The sequence below is a fragment of the Pseudomonas sp. genome, from assembly GCF_030690725.1.
Lineage (GTDB): Bacteria > Pseudomonadota > Gammaproteobacteria > Pseudomonadales > Pseudomonadaceae > Aquipseudomonas.
The window spans coordinates 68,835-83,227 of the sequence record NZ_JAUYGD010000068.1; the positions used below are offsets into that span (position 1 = coordinate 68,835).

Consider the following 14,393-nt stretch of genomic DNA (forward strand, 5'->3'; position numbering starts at 1 on the left):
CCGAGAACTGAGCCAGGCCAATCGCCTGGCAATCAGCCGTTATTGCGCCGAACTTCGGCCAGCTTGGCCGCTAACTTATCCAGCTCGGCGCTCTGCCCGGGCGGCAGTTGCCGCAGTACCGCCTGACTCAGGCGCATCTGTTTGATAAACCGCCGGCAGTGCTGACACATGGCCAGATGCAAACGCACTGACATGCGTTTACCCAGGCCCAACTGACCATCAATAAACTCACTGGAGTGGGCCACCAACTCCTTACAGCTCAACATTGGCCGGTCTCCTCAAAATGCTCCAAGGTGGCGAATACCTTGAGACGCGCGCGGTGCAGCAGCACCCGCACATTGGAGAGCGAGACCTGCAAAAGATTACAGATCTCCTCCAACTCCAGCCCTTCGCGCTCACGCAGGTGCAATACGCTGCCCTGCAACTCGGACAGGCTGGCCAGGGTTTTCTCCAGGCATTCGCGCAATTCGTCCTCGGTCAGCAGTGCTTCCGGGGAGTCGTGATGCCAGGCATGCGGCGCCAGCAGCCAATGGCCATCGGCGCTGAAACGCTCATCACCAATGCTGCCGTGGGGCGAGGGAATATCGTCGAGTAGCACTTCGCGGCGATTGCCCTTGAGGCGGGTTTTCGCGGTGTTAGCGGTGATGGTCAGCAGCCAGGTCTTCAGGCTGGAGCGCGCCTGAAAACCATCAAGGCTGCGCACCACGGCCAGCCAGGCATCCTGCACCACTTCATCGGCATTGCGACTGCCGACAATGGCAAAAGCCACCGCGCGCATCGCCCCCTGATAGGTGGCGACCAGCTCGCGGTAGGCCTTCTGCTCGCCCGCCCGTAGACGAGTCAGCAGCGCCTGATCAGCCGGGTACTCCATCAATGCTTACGCAGAATCACGCTACCAATCGAATAGCCCGCACCGAACGAGCTGAGCACGCCCAGGGCGCCGCTCGGCAGGTCTTCCTGGTATTTGTGCAGGGCGATTACCGAACCGGCCGAGCTGGTGTTGGCGTAGGTATCGAGAATCACCGGCGCTTCGCCTGGCTCGGCATCGCGGCCGAGCAGCTTGCGCGCGATCAGCAGGTTCATGTTGAGGTTGGCCTGGTGCAGCCAGAAACGCTTCACGTCGCCGACGTTCAGCTTGTTCTCCGCCAGGTGTGCGGCAATCAGCTCGGCAACCATCGGGCAGACATCCTTGAACACCTTGCGGCCTTCCTGGACGAACAGCTTGTCACGGGCGCCAACGCCCTCTTCCGCACAGCGGTTGAGGAAGCCGAAGTTGTTGCGGATATTGTTGCTGAACTGGGTGATCAGCTTGGTGCCGACGATATCGAACTGGTAGTTCGAGGTGGCCTGGTCGGCACGTTCGATGATCACCGCGGTGGCGGCATCACCGAAGATAAAGTGGCTGTCGCGGTCGCGGAAGTTCAGGTGGCCGGTGCAGATTTCCGGGTTGACCATCAGCACTGCGCGGGCCTGACCCAGTTGCACGCTGTTGGCCGCAGCCTGGATGCCGAAGGTGGCCGAGGAACAGGCGACGTTCATGTCATAGCCAAAACCCTGGATGCCCAGTGCGGCCTGCACTTCAATCGCCACCGCCGGGTAGGCGCGCTGCAGGTTGGAGCAGGCAACGATCACCCCGTCGATATCGGCGGCAGTCTTGCCGGCGCGGGCCATGGCGTCCTTGGCGGCGCCTACGGCCATTTCGCAGAGGATGCCCCAGTCTTCATTGCTGCGCTCCGGTAGGCGCGGCGCCATGCGCTTGGGGTCGAGGATGCCGGCCTTGTCCATGACAAAGCGGCTCTTGATGCCCGAGGCTTTTTCGATAAAGCCGCTGCTCGATTCGCTCAGCGCTTCAACTTCACCGCTGGCGATGGCCGCGGCGTTGTCGGCATTGAATTGCTGGACAAAGGCGTTGAACGACTCGACCAACTCATCGTTGGAAATACTGTTTGCCGGGGTATAGAGGCCGGTACCACTGATCACGACGTTATGCACAGTCATTCCTCTGTTCTTCGCCGCAGGCAGCGGCCAGTTATGCAATACGCCCAGGGCAGGCTAGGCCATGGGCAAAAAAACGGCTGACAGGCTCAGCAAACTCGATCCATGAAACGTCCTGTTACGAGCCACGGAGTTTGCCACAGCCAGGGGGGCTTCGTCCGCTCAGCACGTCAGGCCAACTGCAACAAGCTGCCGGCTATTGAGGCAAAGATGCTCACAACGTGGCGCAAGACACATCCCGCCAGCGCCCGCGCACTGGCGCTTGAGCAGCCTCACCCGTCCGGGTGATAGATGATTGTCGGACAATCTATATGCTCGCCTTTCCCTAATAACAAGAAAGGTTTCCGCCATGCGCAAGCTGCTTTTACTGCTGGTGCTGAGTTTTGCCCCATTGAGCCAGGCCGCCGTGGGTGTGTTCCCCGACAGCACCTTCCAGAATCTCGACCACGGCCTGTACTGGTTCGGTTACGGCGACAGCTGGCAAAAAGCCGTGCCCGGCCAGAGCAACGCCTATTACGTGGCCAGCAAGCCGACCCTGATCTATATCCACGGCTGGCAGAACGGCTCGACGCAAAAGAAGAATCGCGAAACCTTCAACCGTAAAGATGCCGGCGGCCCAGACCTGGATCTGGCCCACGCCTGGCTCGCCGCCGGTTACAACGTCGGCGTGCTGTATTGGAACCAGTTCGCCGATGAAGGCGAAGTCAAAGACGCCGAAGCCAAGATCTGGACCGCCAGCGGCCCGCGCGCCATGCGCTGGCGCAACAGCAGCGGGGTTTACGCCAGCGGTCCAACTCAATCGGCCAGCGACCTGCTGTTCAACAGCTATAAGGCCAACCTCGCCGGCTACAGCGGCAGCAATATCCGCATTGCCGGGCACTCCCTGGGCAACCAGATGGCCATCGTCCTGACCAAGAAGATCAGCGATGCCGTCACGGCCGGAACAGTTAACAGCAAGCTGCTGCCCAAGCGCGTCGCCCTGCTCGACCCCTTCTACTCCAACAACGCGAAAAGCTTCCTAGGCAACAAGTGGGTCGGCGAAGTGTGCCGCACCTATGTCAGCGAGCTGAAAACCAAGGGCGTGATCTTCGAGGTCTACCGCACCTCCGGGGCCAGCAGCACCGGTTTTATCGGCGACAGCAACACCGGGCTGATGAACATGACCGCCTTCAGCGAGCTAAAACCCTGGTACTTCAACACCACACAGCTGACCGAGAAACACAATGCCGCCGTGTGGCACTACCTGTGGTCGTTCAGCAGCAACCCACCGCTGATCAGCGGCACCAGCAACCAGGCCGCCTCGGCGAAAACCAGCGACAGCCGCATCACCACGCTGATGAATGGCAGCAAGAAACTGGTGCAGGATCAGGGCGCCTACAGCAAGGAACCGTCCGACGATAACTTCAAGGAAGCCAACCGCTGATAACGACGGCCCTGCCTTCACCGGCAGGGTCGTTGCCTCGGCATATCCGCCGCTGCGACCTAAGGCGGCTTGACTATCCAGTCACAGCATGAAAAAACAGAAGCACGCAGGCTCTGCCCTGCACTCTCCCGCTTCTGGATACCTGTCTTATGGCTCTGCATACCTGGCTGCTTTTTGTCACGGCGGTATTTGGCCTGGCGCTGACCCCAGGCCCCAACGGCCTGCTCGCGCTCAGCCATGGCGCTTTATATGGCCATCGCAAAACCCTGTTTACCGTCAGCGGCGGAGTGCTGGGTTTTACCCTGCTGATGGCCTTGTCGATGCTCGGTATCGGCACCTTGCTGCAAGCCTCGGCGCAGGCCCTGACCATTCTCAAATGGCTCGGTGGCGCCTACCTGATCTGGCTCGGCATTCAGCTCTGGCGCGCGCCACCCTTGCACCTTGCGATGGCTGAGAAGGCCACAGAGACCAGCGCTTTCAAGCTGTTTCGCCAGGGCCTGCTGTCGGCGCTGTCAAATCCCAAGGTGATCCTGTTTTTCGGCGCGTTTCTGCCGCAGTTTCTCGACCCGCGCGGCGACCTCTGGCTGCAGTTCGCCATCATGGCGCTGACCTTTGCCGTGGTCGAAGGCAGTGTCGAATACCTGCTGGCACGCATGGCCCATCGCGTTCGCCCCTGGTTGCAACGCACTGGCAAAGGCTTCAACCGTTGCTGCGGCGGAATGTTTGCACTGATGGGCGCAGCCCTGCCGATGACCCGCTGAAGCGCCCACAGCGCAAAGGATCTGCCCTGGTGCCCAAGCTGTTGCCTGCCCTGCTGTTGCTCACATTGAGCGGCGCATCACTCGCCGCCGAGCGGGCGCTGCGCTTCTCGATCAACGACAGCTGGGCCATGCCCATGGTGCGTATCGAAGACGGCAAGGCGGTGGAAGGCATTCTGGTCGACCTGCAACAGCGCATGGCCGCCAAGGTTGGACGCAAGGCCGAGCTGGTGGTGATGCCGCGTATGCGCGTACAGCATGCATTGGATAGCGGCGAGATCGATGTGCGCTGCTACGTCAGCCCGAACTGGGTCAACAGCGGCCACTATCGCTATATCTGGAGCTTGCCTTTTATGACCCAGCGCGATGTGCTGGCAGGCGTAACTGCCGAAAAACTGCAACCCGAGCAGCTGCTCAATGAGCGCCTGGGCACCGTCCTCGGCTTCACCTATCCGCGCCTGGAACCGCTGTTCGCCAGCAAGCAGATCCAGCGCGAAGACGCTCGCACCCAGGATCAGGTGCTGCTCAAACTCAGCGCCCGGCGCTACCGCTACGCCATCAGCAACGAACTCTCGCTGCACTGGTTCAACCGCCACCAGGCGCCCGGGGAGAAACTGCACTACCTGAGCGAAGTGGCTAGCGATCCCATCGCCTGCATCGTCCGCGATGCCCCGGATGTCCCGACCATGGCTCTGCTGCGCGCCATGGTGCAGATGAAACAGGCTGGCGAATTCGACGAAATACTCGCCCGCTATCGTTGACCTCAAGCCCTACACAGGCCTCCGTCGATCAACTGCAGGCTTGCTACACTTCATATAGTTAGTTAGCCTAACGAAATATAACGGAGAGCACGCATGCCCATCACCGACAGCCTTAAACGCCTGCAATGGCACATGTGGCACCACTGGCGGCAGTACGCCCAGCACAGCGGCAGCATGGAGCTGAGCAACAGCGAGCTGGATTACCTGTATGCCCTGATGTCCGCCGAAAACGGCCTGCGCCTGACCGAACTGGCCGAGCGCATGAGCGTCAGCAAAGCCAGCGCCAGTGCCATGGCCAGCAAACTGGAAGCACGCGGCTACCTGCAGCGCCTGCCCTGCAGTGACGACGGCCGCGCCATGCGCCTGCTGGCCACGGCCAAATCCAATGCGCTGGAACAGGAAGAGCGCGATGTCTACGTGCAAACCGCCGCCAGCCTGGAACAGAACCTCAGCCCTGAAGAAATGCAGCAGCTCAGCCAGTTACTGGCCAAAGCCTGCCAGACCCTCGAAATCGGCTGACCCAGCCGCGCAATCGTTTACCCGTGAAAACCTTATGAACAGTCAAAGCATCACCCGCACCTTCTGGCGCTACAGCATCCCGGCCATCGCCGCCTTGATGATCAGCGGCCTGTACATGGTCGTCGACGGCATCTTTATCGGCCACGCCATGGGTGCCACCGGTTTGTCGGCGATCAACATGGCCTGGCCACTGTCCGGGGTGATGCTGGCCATCGGCATGATGATCGGCATGGGCGGCGGCGCTCAATGCTCCCTGGCCCAAGGCGCCGCGCAGTGGCCGGAGGCACGTAGCTACCTGGCCCAGGCCCTCTGGCTGCTGGTTCTCCTGGGCATACCTACAGGCGTGCTGGTGGTGCTGAGTGGACCGGCGTTTATGGCCATGCAAGGCGCCGAGAACGACCTGGCGCAACTGGGTAACGACTACCTGCTGGTGCTCGGCTGGGCCACGCCCTTGGTATTCGGCTCCATCGCCCTGCCCCTACTGGTGCGCAACCTCGGCGCACCGCGCCTGGCGACCCTGGCCATGCTGGTGGGCGCCCTCACCAACGTGGCGCTCGATTACCTGTTTATCATCAAGTTGGAGTGGGGCCTGCACGGCGCAGCCCTGGCCACGGTGATCGGCGAAAGCCTGTCGGTGCTGATCTGCCTGGGTTTTATCTGCAGCCGTCACAACCCGCTGCAGATGGCCCTGGCCGCCTGTACGCTAAACCTGCGCAAGAGCCTGGACATCCTCACCACCGGCTTCTCCAGCATGCTGATGTACCTCTACATGAGCCTGGTCGTGGTGCTGCACAACCTGCTGTTTATGCACTACGGCAGCCCCTTGCAGGTGGCCGCCTACGCCATCGCCGGCTACCTGATGGCCTTCTACTACATGTTTGCCGAAGGCGTGTGCGGCGGCATGCAGCCGCTGGTCAGCTACTTCTACGGCGCCCGCGAGCCGGACAAGGTCCGCCGTGTGCTGCGCCTGGGTCTGCTCACGGCGGTGGGCAGTGGCGTACTGATGACTGCGGCGCTGTTAATCCTGCCCAGGCTGTTTGCCGGGATTTTCAGCGGCAGCGACCAAGCCCTGCTGGACGCCAGCGTATTGGGCCTGCGCCTGCACCTGTTCGCCATGTTTCTTGATGGTTTTATCATTCTGGCCGCCAGCTTCTTTCAGGCCATGGGCCAGGCCCGCTACGCCACCCTGGTGACGGTGGGCAATATGTTGATCCAACTGCCCTTCCTCGCGCTGATGCCACTGCTGCTGGGCCTTAACGGCGTATGGCTGGCACTGCCGCTGTCCAACGTCTGCCTGAGCCTGGTGGTGATCTGGATGCTCCGGCGCCAGTTGCAACAGCTAAAAACACTCGACAGTACACCCCTCAATCCAACCCAGGAACAACCGCTATGACCGAGGCCCAAGAAGAACAACTCTGCGTACTGCTGGAAGACGCACAACAGCAGCTCTTGGCAGAGATCGACAAGGCGCTTCTGGCCTGCAGCACGACGCTTGACCAGGCCGCCCGCACCGCCGGCCTGCACGACGCGCAAGACCCAGTAGTCGACCCGCAATACCTGTATGCCGTACTGCACCAGCACTGCTTCGAAAAACTGCATCAAGGCGATGCCGAAGTGGCCAGATTCGTCGCGGATAACCAGAGCGCGCTGGCAGAGCAGCTGTAACGGCTGGGGCGTTCTAGCTGATGATCCGGCTTGGCGCGTTAGGTACTCACAAACCGCTAAGCCTTGTACAAGGTGGCCACGCGCTTCGTGCCCACTCCACAGTCACTCGCCCTGCGCCTGCTCCCCGTTCCACGTATGCAGTGCGCACTGTTCAGCGTTTGACCACAGCCAACCACTGCGCCCACCCACCAGGGTGCTGACCGCATGCGCGCGGCCCAGAGGGTTGTGCCGCGCCAGCAGCAACACACTGTCACGCAACCAGGCCAGGCTGCGGCTGTGGGATTGGAACAGTGGGGTGAGCAGGCGGCTAGCTTGACGGTAGTAGCGCAGGTGATCACGCCGGCTGCTGGCATAGGCGGCGAATACTGCTGACCAGTCGCAGTCGCTCGGTGTGCTTTGCGTGGTGACTGCGGCGGATAAAGCAGCCGCATCCACCAGGGCCATATTGGCGCCTTGGCCCAGTTGTGGGCTCATGGCGTGGGCGCAGTCGCCGATGGCGATTACCCGGCCATCATGCCAGCGCTGCATGCGCACATCGGCATACACCGCCTGGCTCAGTTGTTCAGGATGCTCAATCAGCTCAACAAAGGGTTCGGCAGCGCTGCCGGCCAGTTGCAGCACCTGGGCTTTCCAGGCCGCCAAACCGGCCTCACGCCAGGCAGCAAACTGCGCCACCGGCAGGCTCCAGAACAGGCTGCTCAGGGCCTGCTCGCGGTTCAGGTGGGTACGCCCGGTGGGCATGATGCCGAACATCTGCGCGCAGTCTCGGTACCACTGGCGCAGGTCCGTGGCATCCGGCGCGTTTGCCGACGAAGTCGGGGTCGGCACAATGCTCCACAGCGCACCCCAGGGGTACGGCTGCAACCACTGTTTGACCTGCATCAGCCCGCGTAGGGCCGAGCGCACGCCATCGGCCAGCACCAACGCGGCAAACTCGCCGAATGGCTGCTCGACGCCCTGTTCGTCCTGGCGATACAGCTGCACATGGCTGCCGTGCTGGCTGAAACGACTGATATGCACGCCGGTTTCAATCTGCACCCCAGCCTGCCGCGCCGCATTGAGCAAGGCGGTGAGCAATACGCTGCGGTGAATGCCCATGCCGAAACTGCCGGGTTGCCAATGTGCATAACGGGTATCGAGAATCACCCGACCATTGCCCGAGGTACCGTACAAGCGGCTGACCGCCGCGCCCAAGCCGCTGCACTCGGCAAACAACCCCAGTTGCTGCAACACCGCCAGCCCCGAAGGCTGCAATAACACCCCGGCCCCCACTGGCTGCAGCTCCGGCACGCGCTCCAGCAGGCGCACGCTGAAACCCTGACGAACGAGGAACAACGCCGTGGCCAACCCCGCCGTACCGGCCCCGACAATGGCAATCGGCAATCCCTTCACAACCCGCCTCCGTTATTAAACCGAGCGGATTCTACGCCTCTGCCAGCTAAACGCAGCCAGCCCCATCACAGGATGAACAGCGTCAAAGGAACATGCCACCCGATGCCTCAATCCGCTGCCCGGTAATCCAGCGGCCGCCGTCGCTTAGCAGCATGGCAATCGCGCCGCCGATATCGTCCGGCAGGCCGACCCGGCCCAGGGCGGTATTGGCGGCGATAAAGGCGTTGACCTGGCTGTTGTCGCGCACCAAGCCGCCACCGAAATCGGTCTCGATAGCGCCGGGGGCCAGCACGTTGACGCTGATACCGCGCGGCCCCAGCTCCTTGGCCAGGTAGCGCGTCCACACCTCGATACCACCCTTCATCGCCGCATAGGCGGCATAACCCGGCAGGCTGAAACGTGCCAGGCCGGTGGAGATATTGACGATGCGGCCCTGCTCGGCGATCAGCGGCAGCAGTTGCTGAGTCAGGAAGAACGGCCCCTTGAGCTGAATATTCACCAGCTGATCAAACTGCGCCTCAGTGGTTTCGGCAAAGCTGGCGTGGATGCCGATACCGGCGTTGTTAATCAGAAAATCGAAATCGCTGCGGCCGAAGGTGCTCTGCAGCCCCGCCGTCACTGCTGCGGCAAACGCGGCAAAGCTGCTGCTCTGGCTGACATCCAGTTGCAGCATCAGCGCACGCGCGCCGAGTTGTTCGATCTCAACTGCCAGTCTCTGCGCATCAGCCGCCTGGCTGTGATAGGTGCCGATGATGTCGATACCCTGCGCCGCCAGATGCAGGGCGGTGTTGCGCCCCAGGCCGCGGCTTGCGCCAGTGATCAGTGCGATTTTACGGGTCATATGCGTGCTCCTTCAGTTGACTAGCAGTGCCGTGGTTGAAATCAGTGAGCACAGGTTATTGCTCGCCTTAAGCTGGATAAACTATGCAAAATTGAAAACACTGATCATAAATCACGAACAATTCAGCGGAGCTGCTGCCCATGAATACCCTGGAACTGCTGCGCACCTTTGTCCGCGTCAACGAGCTGGCCAGTTTTACCCAGGCCGCCGACAGCCTTGGGTTGCCCAGGTCGAGCGTGTCGCAGCAAGTGCAGAGCCTGGAAACCCTGCTCGGCACACGTCTGCTGCACCGCACCACACGCAAGGTGCAACCGACTCAGGACGGCCTGGTGCTGTATGAACGCAGCAAGGACATGCTGGCCAATATGGATGAGTTGGAAGGCCTGTTCCGCCAGGACGGCGCGCAGCTTAGCGGCCGCCTACGCATCGACATGCCCACTGGCCTGGCGCGACGTCTGGTGGCACCGCGTCTGGGGGAATTTACTGCGCTGCACCCAGGTATCGAACTGGAGATCAGCAGCAGTGATCGGCGCGTCGATCTGGTGCGCGAAGGCTTCGACTGCGTGCTGCGCATCGGCGTGGTCAACGAGCCCAACCTGATCGTACGGCCGCTCGGCCAATTGCCGATGGTCAACTGTGCCAGCGGCGCCTACCTGGCGCGCTACGGCACACCGCAGAGCCTTGATGACCTGGCCCAACATCGGCTGATCCACTACGTGCCGGTGCTCGGCAGTCGCTCAGAGGGTTTCGAATACTTGGCCGGCGGCGTACTGCAGCAGCTGCCGATGGCGGGGAATGTCACGGTGAATAACGTCGATGCTTATGAAGGCGCATGCCTGGGCGGCCTGGGGATTATTCAGGCGCCGCTGATCGGCGTCAGCGAGCTGCTGGCCAGCGGGCAGCTGCACAGCCTGTTGCCGGATTATCTGCCGCCGCCCATGCCGATCAGCCTGCTGTATGCCCAGCGCCGTCATCAGCCGCAGCGGGTGCGGGTATTTATGCAGTGGTTGGAAGCCTTGCTGAGCGAGCACACCGGCACCTGACGGGCAGGCACCGGCGCGTTGCGCGTTACTGGGTAATCGGCAGGATGTCGAAACCTTTGCGGTTATCGCTGACGATACGGAAGTTCTGCTGCGAGCCCGGCTCGACCTTCACCGCCAGCTCACGACGCAGGCGGCCCATGCCGCACAGGGTGTCGTCCATCTCATCGATACCAATGCTCAGCACCCGCGTGCCGACCGGCACCTGAAAACGCACCTGCTCGCCCACGCCGATGCGCGCGGCCACCTTGCGGTCGACCAGAACGGCTACATAGCAACCACCGCCCATGCCGCCAACATCACGATTGACCTGCAACTCTCCGCCCCGCCCCAGCGGCTCCTGATAGCCCAACAAACGGTCCGCTGGCACAGGTTTGACATCCTCTGGCGCGGGCTTCCAGGACGAACAGCCGGCCAACAGCAACAGCGGTAAAACGGCACAAATCAATCGCATATGACGCATGGAAGCCCTCCATGGGCGCAGAAAACAGCAAAGAGAAACAGCCAAAACGGCTTGAGTATTGCCCCTGGCGCGGCCGGCCTCAAGTACAGACTTTCACGCCGCCACAGCCAGGGTTTTATCAGCTGGCGATGCGCTTGAGCAGACGCGTCTGCAGCGCCGCCAGCTCTTCTGGAGTCGCCTTGCCGCCGGCGTGCACACTGAGCGTCTCGCCGGCATAGCGCGGCACGATATGCATATGAATATGGAACACCGTCTGCCCAGCAGGCGCGCCATTGAACTGCGCCACCTGCACCCCAGCTGGTTCCAGCTCGTCGATGATCACACCCGTAAGTTTCTGCACCACAGCCATCACCTTGCTCAGGCTGTCGCTGTCGATGTCCAGAATATTGCGCGCCGCCGAGCGCTTGGGGATCACCAGGGTATGACCGAAGGACTGCGGAAACACATCGAGGAAGGCCAGCACATCCTCATCCTCGTAGAGCTTGTAGCAAGGGGCTTCGCCGCGGATGATCTGGGCAAAGATATTCTGGTTGTCGTATTCGCCGTGCAGGCTCATCGGGGTTCTCCAGTGGGCTGGGGTTGAGATGGCCCCAACCATACCGATTTCTGCGCGCGGGGAAAAACCTGCAACCTGACCAAATGGCCAATCACCGTTATCCTGCGCCTTTCGCCACCTTAATCCGGAGCGCCCATGTCAGCCCTTGCCGCTTACCCTATTACGCAAAAATGGCCCGCCCAACACCCCGAGCGCCTGCAGCTGTATTCGCTGCCCACGCCCAACGGCGTGAAAGCCTCAATCATGCTGGAAGAGATCGGCCTGGCCTATGAACCGCACTTGGTCAGCTTCGACACTAACGATCAGCTCAGTGAAGAATTTCTCTCGCTCAACCCCAACAACAAGATCCCGGCGATCCTCGACCCCAACGGCCCAGGCGGCAAACCGCTGGCACTGTTCGAGTCCGGGGCGATTCTGATCTACCTGGCGGAAAAGACCGGCCAGCTCTTGGCCCAGGACCCCGCCACGCGCTACGAAACCCTGCAGTGGTTGATGTGGCAGATGGGCGGCATCGGCCCGATGTTTGGCCAGCTGGGCTTCTTCCATAAATTCGCCGGCAAGGATTACCCGGACAAACGCCCGCGCGACCGCTACGTCGCCGAATCCCAGCGCCTGCTCGGGGTACTCGAGCAACGCCTGCAAGGCCGTAGCTGGATCATGGGCGAGGACTACAGCATCGCCGATATCGCTGTGTTCCCCTGGGTGCGCAACCTGGTGGGCTTCTACGAGGCCGGCGAGCTGGTGGAGTTCGAGCGCTTTAGCAATGTGCAGCGGGTGCTACAAGCCTTTGTCGCCCGCCCGGCGGTGATCAAGGGCCTGACCACGCCGGCACGCGGCTAAAATAGCCGCCAGCAACCTATTCAACGCGTACCCAACAGCGCCACGAGAACCGATATGAACAACCCTCTTCAACAGCCAGCGGTGACAGCATGATCGAGGTAACCGAGCTTTCCATTGCTTCACTGCGCGCCGCGCTCGAAGCCGGCCAGACCACGGCGGTCGAACTGGTGCAGGCCTACCTCGCCCGCATCGACGCCTACGACGCTGCCGGCACGCCGACCCGACTCAATGCAGTGGTGGTGCGCAACCCCGATGCGCTCAAGGAAGCCCAGGCATCCGATGCGCGCCGTGCCCGTGGCGCAACGCTTGGCCCACTTGACGGCATTCCCTACACCGCCAAGGACAGCTACCTGGTCAAGGGCCTCACCGCCGCCTCTGGCAGCCCGGCCTTCAAGAACCTGGTCGCCTATCGCGATGCCTTTACCGTCGAGCGTCTGCGCGGCGCCGGGGCCATCTGCCTGGGCAAAACCAATATGCCGCCCATGGCCAACGGCGGCATGCAGCGCGGCGTCTATGGCCGGGCGGAAAGCCCGTACAACGCCGGCTACCTCACCGCGCCTTTCGCTTCCGGCTCATCCAACGGTGCCGGCACCGCCACAGCGGCGAGCTTTGCTGCCTTTGGTCTGGCCGAAGAAACCTGGTCCAGCGGTCGCGGCCCAGCCTCGAACAATGGCCTGTGCGCCTACACGCCGTCGCGCGGAGTGATCTCGGTGCGCGGTAACTGGCCACTGACGCCGACCATGGACGTGGTGGTGCCCTACGCGCGAACCATGGCCGACTTGCTCGAAGTACTCGATATCGTGGTCGCCGACGACCCGGACAACCGTGGCGACCTCTGGCGCCTGCAGCCTTGGGTCGCGATCCCGAAAGCCTCCGACGTGCGCCCCGCCGCCTATGCCGACCTCGCCGCCAAGGCCGATGCCCTGGCCGGCAAACGCTTTGGCGTGCCGCGCATGTTTATCAACCAGGATGACGCCGCCGGCACCAGCGAAAACCCTGGCATCGGTGGCCCAACCGGCCAGCGCATCCACACCCGAGCCTCAGTGATCGACCTGTGGGAGGCCGCGCGCAAGGCGCTGGAAGCCGCCGGCGCCGAAGTCATCGAAGTGGACTTCCCGCTGGTGTCCAACTGCGAAGGCGACCGCCCCGGTGCGCCGACCGTATACAACCGCGGCATCGTCACCCCGGAATTTTTGCATGATGAACTGTGGGAGCTGAGCGGCTGGGCCTTTGACGACTTCCTGCGCGCCAACGGTGATCCCAAGCTGAACAAGCTGGCCGACGTCGACGGCCCGCAGATTTTTCCCCACGACCCCGGCACCCTGCCCAACCGCGAGGGCGACCTGGCCGCAGGCATGGATGAATACGTCAACATGGCCAAGCGCGGCCTGAAGAACTGGGAGCAGATCGAAACCCTGGCCGATGGCCTACGCGGCCTGGAACACACCCGCAAGATTGATCTGGAAGACTGGATGGATAACCTCGGCCTCGACGCCGTGCTGTTCCCCACCGTCGCCGACGTCGGCCCGGCGGATGCGGACGTCAATCCAGAGTCTGCGGATATCGCCTGGAGCAACGGCGTCTGGGTGGCCAACGGCAACCTGGCCATCCGTCACCTCGGCGTGCCCACCGTCACCGTGCCGATGGGCGTAATGGCCGATATCGGCATGCCCGCAGGCCTAACCTTCGCCGGCCGCGCCTATGACGACTCGGCCCTGCTGCGCTTTGCCGCTGCGTTCGAGTCCACCGGATCGAAGCGCCTGGTGCCACCGCGCACGCCACCGCTGTCGCGCGGTTAGAAGCAAAACGGGATTGCCGCGCAAGGCGGCAATCCCGTCGCTGTATTGCTGTTAATGTGCAGCCATTGCGCGGCTATCAAAGCAGCACAGCCAACCAGTCAGAAAGTAGCAGCCTGCCTGCCAGTATCTGGTTCAGACGCCTAAGCGCCTGTGGCGAGCCCAACGCCCGCGCACTGCCCACACCGAGCAACGCCCACAGAGTCATGCACGGCACGGAAACCAGCAGGAGTACCAGCGAGAGCAGCGCAACCTGCAGACCCTTACCCTTACCAATCAGCATGACTCTTGAGGGGACGCCAACCTACAGCCGCAGGGGACTTGAGACCATCTGCAGCGCTTTG

The 14,393-nt window shown here is 62.2% G+C and carries 16 protein-coding genes and 1 pseudogene; 9 read left to right on the plus strand and 8 right to left on the minus strand.

Annotation, left to right across the window (positions count from 1 at the left end; translation table 11 throughout):
* Positions 1-32: 32 nt before the first annotated feature.
* From Q8O69_RS17735 to Q8O69_RS17745, 3 genes are read right to left on the minus strand one after another with little or no spacing between them, the layout of a single operon-like run.
* Positions 33-266: an anti-sigma factor gene (locus Q8O69_RS17735; RefSeq protein WP_305593535.1), complete on the minus strand. Its 234-nt coding sequence runs from the start codon at positions 264-266 to the stop codon at positions 33-35.
* On the minus strand, positions 260-871 hold the full coding sequence (locus tag Q8O69_RS17740; protein ID WP_275963346.1) for an RNA polymerase sigma factor: 612 nt from the start codon (positions 869-871) through the stop codon (positions 260-262). The genes Q8O69_RS17735 and Q8O69_RS17740 overlap by 7 nt, the downstream gene beginning before the upstream one ends.
* Positions 871-1,992: a beta-ketoacyl-ACP synthase III gene (locus Q8O69_RS17745; protein WP_305593613.1), complete on the minus strand. Its 1,122-nt coding sequence runs from the start codon at positions 1,990-1,992 to the stop codon at positions 871-873. The genes Q8O69_RS17740 and Q8O69_RS17745 overlap by 1 nt, the downstream gene beginning before the upstream one ends.
* A 352-nt stretch (positions 1,993-2,344) precedes the next feature.
* On the opposite strand from Q8O69_RS17745, the gene Q8O69_RS17750 reads away from it, so the two are divergent.
* The 6 genes from Q8O69_RS17750 to Q8O69_RS17775 all read left to right on the plus strand — a co-directional run bounded on the left by Q8O69_RS17750 (position 2,345) and on the right by Q8O69_RS17775 (position 7,121).
* Positions 2,345-3,418: a hypothetical protein gene (locus Q8O69_RS17750; protein WP_305593536.1), complete on the plus strand. Its 1,074-nt coding sequence runs from the start codon at positions 2,345-2,347 to the stop codon at positions 3,416-3,418.
* Positions 3,419-3,567: 149 nt separating this feature from the next.
* Positions 3,568-4,179 carry a LysE family translocator gene (locus tag Q8O69_RS17755; RefSeq protein ID WP_305593537.1) on the plus strand — a complete coding sequence of 204 codons (612 nt, stop codon included), beginning with the start codon at positions 3,568-3,570 and terminating at the stop codon, positions 4,177-4,179.
* A gap of 29 nt (positions 4,180-4,208) precedes the next feature.
* A complete protein-coding gene (locus Q8O69_RS17760; RefSeq protein WP_305593538.1) occupies positions 4,209-4,937 on the plus strand; it encodes an ABC transporter substrate-binding protein in 729 nt (242 codons plus the stop codon).
* A 93-nt stretch (positions 4,938-5,030) separates the two neighbouring features.
* Entirely contained in the window at positions 5,031-5,456 is a 426-nt protein-coding gene (locus Q8O69_RS17765) for a MarR family winged helix-turn-helix transcriptional regulator (protein ID WP_275963350.1), read from the plus strand.
* Between the two features lie 34 nt (positions 5,457-5,490).
* The gene (locus Q8O69_RS17770) at positions 5,491-6,849 is read left to right on the plus strand and encodes an MATE family efflux transporter (protein ID WP_305593539.1); all 1,359 of its coding nucleotides are present in this window, start codon (positions 5,491-5,493) and stop codon (positions 6,847-6,849) included.
* Positions 6,846-7,121, plus strand: a complete 276-nt coding sequence (locus Q8O69_RS17775; protein ID WP_305593540.1) for a hypothetical protein — start codon at positions 6,846-6,848, stop codon at positions 7,119-7,121. The genes Q8O69_RS17770 and Q8O69_RS17775 overlap by 4 nt, the downstream gene beginning before the upstream one ends.
* A gap of 102 nt (positions 7,122-7,223) precedes the next feature.
* Here Q8O69_RS17775 and Q8O69_RS17780 read toward each other — a convergent pair whose 3' ends face one another.
* The gene (locus Q8O69_RS17780) at positions 7,224-8,513 is read right to left on the minus strand and encodes an NAD(P)/FAD-dependent oxidoreductase (protein ID WP_305593541.1); all 1,290 of its coding nucleotides are present in this window, start codon (positions 8,511-8,513) and stop codon (positions 7,224-7,226) included.
* Positions 8,514-8,595: 82 nt separating this feature from the next.
* A complete protein-coding gene (locus tag Q8O69_RS17785) occupies positions 8,596-9,354 on the minus strand; it encodes an SDR family NAD(P)-dependent oxidoreductase (RefSeq protein WP_305593542.1) in 759 nt (252 codons plus the stop codon).
* Positions 9,355-9,494: 140 nt separating this feature from the next.
* Here Q8O69_RS17785 and Q8O69_RS17790 point away from each other — a divergent pair, with 140 nt between their 5' ends.
* Positions 9,495-10,397 carry a LysR family transcriptional regulator gene (locus Q8O69_RS17790; RefSeq protein ID WP_305593543.1) on the plus strand — a complete coding sequence of 301 codons (903 nt, stop codon included), beginning with the start codon at positions 9,495-9,497 and terminating at the stop codon, positions 10,395-10,397.
* A gap of 25 nt (positions 10,398-10,422) precedes the next feature.
* On the opposite strand, the gene Q8O69_RS17795 is transcribed toward Q8O69_RS17790, so the two are convergent.
* Complete coding sequence (locus Q8O69_RS17795; protein ID WP_305593614.1) at positions 10,423-10,848, minus strand: 3-isopropylmalate dehydratase; 426 nt, start codon at positions 10,846-10,848, stop codon at positions 10,423-10,425.
* 127 nt (positions 10,849-10,975) lie between these two features.
* Positions 10,976-11,413 (minus strand): HIT family protein, encoded by a 438-nt coding sequence (locus Q8O69_RS17800; RefSeq protein WP_305593544.1) that lies wholly within the window; start codon positions 11,411-11,413, stop codon positions 10,976-10,978.
* A gap of 135 nt (positions 11,414-11,548) precedes the next feature.
* Between Q8O69_RS17800 and Q8O69_RS17805 the strand changes: the two genes are divergently transcribed.
* Together Q8O69_RS17805 and Q8O69_RS17810 are read left to right on the plus strand one after the other, a co-directional pair.
* The gene (locus tag Q8O69_RS17805) at positions 11,549-12,253 is read left to right on the plus strand and encodes a glutathione binding-like protein (RefSeq protein ID WP_305593545.1); all 705 of its coding nucleotides are present in this window, start codon (positions 11,549-11,551) and stop codon (positions 12,251-12,253) included.
* Between the two features lie 89 nt (positions 12,254-12,342).
* Positions 12,343-14,052, plus strand: a complete 1,710-nt coding sequence (locus Q8O69_RS17810) for an amidase (protein WP_305593546.1) — start codon at positions 12,343-12,345, stop codon at positions 14,050-14,052.
* Between the two features lie 76 nt (positions 14,053-14,128).
* Here Q8O69_RS17810 and Q8O69_RS17815 read toward each other — a convergent pair.
* A pseudogene (locus tag Q8O69_RS17815) lies at positions 14,129-14,299 on the minus strand (LysE family translocator); the annotation flags it as partial.
* Positions 14,300-14,393 lie beyond the last annotated feature (94 nt).

Coding starts and splice junctions, on each gene's coding strand:
- Q8O69_RS17770 (WP_305593539.1), top strand. CDS start 5,491: ATGAACAGTCAAAGCATCACCCGCACCTTCTGGCGCTACAGCATCCCG.
- Q8O69_RS17735 (WP_305593535.1), bottom strand. CDS start 266: ATGTTGAGCTGTAAGGAGTTGGTGGCCCACTCCAGTGAGTTTATTGAT.
- Q8O69_RS17810 (WP_305593546.1), top strand. CDS start 12,343: ATGATCGAGGTAACCGAGCTTTCCATTGCTTCACTGCGCGCCGCGCTC.
- Q8O69_RS17795 (WP_305593614.1), bottom strand. CDS start 10,848: ATGCGATTGATTTGTGCCGTTTTACCGCTGTTGCTGTTGGCCGGCTGT.
- Q8O69_RS17785 (WP_305593542.1), bottom strand. CDS start 9,354: ATGACCCGTAAAATCGCACTGATCACTGGCGCAAGCCGCGGCCTGGGG.
- Q8O69_RS17775 (WP_305593540.1), top strand. CDS start 6,846: ATGACCGAGGCCCAAGAAGAACAACTCTGCGTACTGCTGGAAGACGCA.
- Q8O69_RS17765 (WP_275963350.1), top strand. CDS start 5,031: ATGCCCATCACCGACAGCCTTAAACGCCTGCAATGGCACATGTGGCAC.
- Q8O69_RS17755 (WP_305593537.1), top strand. CDS start 3,568: ATGGCTCTGCATACCTGGCTGCTTTTTGTCACGGCGGTATTTGGCCTG.
- Q8O69_RS17805 (WP_305593545.1), top strand. CDS start 11,549: ATGTCAGCCCTTGCCGCTTACCCTATTACGCAAAAATGGCCCGCCCAA.
- Q8O69_RS17790 (WP_305593543.1), top strand. CDS start 9,495: ATGAATACCCTGGAACTGCTGCGCACCTTTGTCCGCGTCAACGAGCTG.
- Q8O69_RS17740 (WP_275963346.1), bottom strand. CDS start 871: ATGGAGTACCCGGCTGATCAGGCGCTGCTGACTCGTCTACGGGCGGGC.
- Q8O69_RS17750 (WP_305593536.1), top strand. CDS start 2,345: ATGCGCAAGCTGCTTTTACTGCTGGTGCTGAGTTTTGCCCCATTGAGC.
- Q8O69_RS17800 (WP_305593544.1), bottom strand. CDS start 11,413: ATGAGCCTGCACGGCGAATACGACAACCAGAATATCTTTGCCCAGATC.